The organism is Streptomyces sp. NPDC101110 (assembly GCF_044759525.1).
GTDB lineage: Bacteria > Actinomycetota > Actinomycetes > Streptomycetales > Streptomycetaceae > Streptomyces.
Map to the genome: position 1 here is coordinate 1 of NZ_JBIVZM010000031.1, position 4,685 is coordinate 4,685.

The following is a 4,685-nucleotide window of genomic DNA, read 5'->3' on the forward strand; positions in this document are numbered from 1 at the left end:
TCGACGAGGCCGAGCTGGCGCACGTCATCGAGCAGATACCTGGGGGCGCGGCCAACATCGCCGACGTCTACCCGCTCGCCCCGCTGCAGGAAGGCATCCTCTTTCATCACGTGTTGCAGGCGGATGGCGGCGGTGCGGATACGTATGTAGTGCCACGGGTACTGCGCTTCGACTCGCGGGAACGACTGGATGCCTTCCTCGGCGCTCTTCAGCGAGTGGTGGACCGGCACGACATCTACCGGACCGCGATCGTGTGGGAGCAGTTGCGTGAGCCGGTCCAGGTCGTGGTCCATCGGGCCGAACTCCCGGTTATTCCAGTTGAGTTGCCCGCTGAGGGCCATGCCGCGGTGCAGCAGCTGACTGCGGTGGCCGGGTCGAGGATGGACATCGGCCGTGCGCCGCTGATCGACGTGCACATCGCCTCACAGCCGGGCGAGGACGGCGGATGGCTGGCGTTGCTGCGCATGCACCACCTCGTCCAGGACCACACCACACAGGACGTGCTGCTGGAAGAGATGGGCGCATTCCTGTCCGGGCGGGAGGATTCCCTGCCGGAGCCGCTGCCGTTCCGCAACTTCGTGGCGCAGGCGCGGCTGGGCGTGACGCGCGAGGAGCACGAGCGCTACTTCGCCGACCTGCTCGGGGACGTGGAGGAGACCACTGCCCCCTATGGCCTGCTGGACGTGCACGGTGACGGCAGCGGCGTCGTGCGCTCCCACCTGCGGGTCGACGAGGAGGTGGGCCGGCGGGTGCGTGAGGTCGCCCGGTCGTTGGGTGTGAGCCCGGCCAGCGTGTTCCACTTGGCGTGGGCGCGGGTGCTGTCGACGGTCAGTGGTCGTGACGACGTCGTGTTCGGCACGGTGCTGTTCGGGCGGATGAATGCCGGTGCGGGTGCGGACCGGGTGCCGGGGTTGTTCATCAACACGCTGCCGGTCCGGGTCCGCGTGGATGCGGTCGGCGTCGCCAGCGCGCTGGAAGGTGTGCGCGACCAGCTGGCGGAGCTGCTGGTGCACGAGCACGCCCCGCTGACCCTGGCGCAGCAGGCCAGCGGCATCCCGAACGGCAGTCCGCTGTTCACCTCACTGTTCAACTACCGGCACGGCACGCGCCGTCCGGAGAACCCTCGCCCGGAGGCCGGCCCGGCGCCCAGGGGCATCAGCACGCTGGCCGTGCGTGAGGTGACGAACTACCCCGTGGCCGTGGCGGTCGATGACCTGGAGTCCAGGTTCGGGCTGGTCGTGGACGCGGTGGGCCCGGTCGACGGTCAGGCGGTCTGCCGGCTGCTGCACACCTGCCTCGACAACCTCGTGACCACACTGGAAGACGACCCCAACAGCTTCCTGTCGACGGTGGACATCCTCGACGCCACCGAACAGAACCGAATCCTCCAAGACTGGAACGGCACCACCGCAGACATCCCACAGCAGTGCGCGCCCGAGATGTTCCAGGCCCAGGTGACCCGCACCCCGGACGCTGTGGCAGTGGTCCATGGAGCTACGGAACTCTCCTACGCCGAGTTGGAGACCAAGGCGAACCAGCTGGCGCACCACCTGCGAGCGCTCGGCATCGGTGCGGAGTCCGTCGTGGGCGTATTCCTGCCGCGTGGGGTGGATCTGGTCGTCGCGCTGCTGGCCGTACTGAAGACCGGCGCAGCCTATGTGCCGCTGGATGTGCAATATCCGGTGGAGCGACTGCAGTTCATGCTCACCGACAGCGGTGCACGGGTGGTCCTCGGGCGCGGCGACATGGCAGCCGTGATGTCAGGGCCCGCAGTGCACCTGGTGAACCTCGATGACATGAGGGTGGCACGCGAGCTGGCAGCGGCACCCGTCACGCCTCCCGAAGCCGTATTCGAGGCTGGTGGACTGGCCTACGTCATCTATACGTCCGGCTCGACGGGACGGCCCAAGGGCGTGGCCGTGTCGCACGGCGGCGTGGCGAGCCTGGTGGCGGCTCAGACAGAACGATTCGCGGCGGATTCCACCGGCCGGATGCTGCAGTTCGCGTCGGTGAGCTTCGACGCGGCGGTGTCCGAGGTACTCGTTGCGTTGTCTTGCGGAGCACGACTCGTACTGTCCGATGCGCACGAGTTGCTGCCTGGGCAAGGCCTGGCCGAAGTCGTGGCGCGGCACGAGGTGACTCATGTGACGCTGCCACCGGCCGTGCTGGCCGTGCTGGCGCCTGAAGATCTGCCTTCGGTGTCGACCCTGGTGTCGGCAGGCGAAGCACTGGGCGGTGACCTGATCGCACGCTGGGCTCCCGGTCGCCGGTTCATCAACGCCTACGGCCCCACGGAGACCACCGTGTGCGCCACGATGTCGGCGCCGCTCGCACCGGGCGACAGCTCCGGAATCGGTTCTCCGATCGTCAACACGCAGGTGTACGTGCTGGATGGTGCACTGCGTCCGGTGCCGGTCGGCGTGGCGGGAGAACTGTACGTCGCGGGTGCGGGTCTGGCGCGGGGCTATGTGGGTCGCCCGGGTTTGACGGGTGAGCGGTTCGTGGCCTGCCCCTTCGGCCAGGTGGGCGGGCGGATGTATCGGACGGGGGATGTGGTGCGGTGGTCGGCCGGGGGCCGGCTGGAGTATCTGGGGCGTGCGGATGAGCAGGTGAAGATCCGCGGGTTCCGGATCGAGCCGGGTGAGGTCCAGGCGGTCCTGGCGGCGCACCCGCAGATCACGCAGGCGGCTGTGATCGCCCGTGAGGACGTTCCCGGGGACAAGCGCCTGGTGGCGTACGTAGTGGGGTCGGCCTCGGAGTCCGAGCTGCGTGAGTTCGTGGGTGAGCGGTTGCCGCAGTACATGGTCCCCTCGGCGGTCATTGTGCTGGATGCGTTGCCGTTGACGGTGAACGGCAAGCTGGACCGCAAGGCGCTGCCCGCGCCGGAGTATGCGAGCGGAGGAGGCCGGGGTCCGGCGACGGTGCAGGAGGAGATCCTGTGCCAGGCGTTCGCGCAGATTCTGGGTCTGCCCGCGGTCGGTGTGGACGATGATTTCTTCGCTCTCGGTGGTCACTCGCTGCTGGCGACTCGTCTGGTGAGCCGGGTGCGCGCGGTGCTGGGCGTGGAGGTGGCGCTGCGGACCCTTTTCGAGGCCCCGACTCCGGCGGGACTTGCCGCCGGCCTCGGCCAGGCGGACACGGCGCATCCGGCTCTGGTGGCTGCGGAGCGCCCGGAGCGGGTGCCGTTGTCGTACGCGCAGCGCCGGCTGTGGTTCATCGGACAACTGGAAGGTCCCAGCGCGACCTACAACATCCCGACGACTTTGCGCCTGTCGGGTGAGCTGGACCGGGATGCGCTCGAGGGTGCGCTGCGGGATGTGCTGGAGCGTCATGAGGTGCTGCGGACGGTGTTCGCGGTGGTGGACGGGGAGCCGTATCAGCGGATTCTGCCCGTGGCCGAGAGCGGTTTTGCGCTGACGGTCACCGATGTGCGCGCGGAGGAGCTCGGTGGGGTGGTGGCGGAGGCGGCGCGGTATGCCTTCGACCTTGCGGAGGAGATCCCTGTCCGGGCCCGGTTGTTCAGGGTGGGTCCGGATGAGCATGTCCTGAGCCTTGTGGTGCATCACATCGCGGGTGATGGCTGGTCGATGGGTCCGTTGGCGCGGGATGTGTCGGTGGCGTACGGGGCCCGGCGTGAGGGGCGTGTGCCGGGACGGGCGCCGTTGCCGGTGCAATACGCCGACTACGTGCTGTGGCAGCAGAAGGTACTGGGGGACCGGACGGACCCCGAGAGTGTGCTGGCGCGGCAGGTGGGGTTCTGGCGTGAGGCGTTGGCGGGGGTTCCGGAGGAGTTGGCGCTGCCGTATGACCGGCTGCGTCCGGCCGTCGCGTCGCATGAGGGGCATGCGGTCGGGCTGGAGGTGCCGGCTGGGGTGCATGCGCGTTTGCGTGAGGTGGCGCGTGAGCGTGGCGTGACGGTGTTCATGGTGCTCCAGGCGGCGCTGGCGGTGACGTTGTCGCGGCTGGGTGCGGGCACGGACATTCCGATCGGTTCGGCGATCGCGGGCCGCACGGATGAGGCGCTGGACGAGCTGGTCGGGTTCTTTGTGAACACGCTGGTGGTGCGTACTGATCTGTCGGGTGATCCGACGTTCGCGCAGGTGCTGGAGCGGGTCCGGGAGACGACTCTGGCGGGGTTCGGGCATCAGGATGTGCCGTTCGAGCGGCTGGTGGAGGAACTGGCGCCGGCTCGTTCGCTGGCCCGGCATCCGCTGTTCCAGGTGATGCTCACCCTGCAGAACAACGCCCAGGCGGCCCTCGACCTGCCGGGGCTGCGTGCCTCTGGAGTACCGACCGGATCTGCCGGGGTGCCCGGGGCGGCGGGACCGGCGACGGCCAAGTTCGACCTGGATGTCATGGCTACCGAGGTGTTCGACGCCGAAGGTGCTCCCGCTGGTGTGCGGGGTGTCGTGATCGCGGCCGCCGACGTGTTTGACGCGGGTACGGCCGAGCGGTTTGCGGAGTGGTTGGTGCGGGCGGTCGAGGTGTTGGTGGGGGCGCCGGAAATCCGGCTGAGTTCGGTGGATGTCCTGAGTCCGGATGAGCGTGGGTTGGTTTTGGGGTGGGCTGGTGGTGGTGGGGGTGTGCCGGTTGATGGTTTGTCGGTGGTGGAGTTGTTTGAGGCGCAGGTGGTGCGTGATCCGGGTGCGGTGGCGGTGGTGTGTGAGGGCCGGGTGTTGTCGTAT

Annotated in this window: 1 protein-coding gene; it reads left to right on the plus strand. The window is 68.6% G+C overall.

What is annotated here, in order from left to right:
- Nucleotides 1–110 precede the first annotated feature (110 nt).
- On the plus strand, nt 111–4,685 hold a 4,575-nt coding region (locus ACIQU3_RS36815), incomplete at its 3' end, for an amino acid adenylation domain-containing protein (RefSeq protein WP_403930157.1).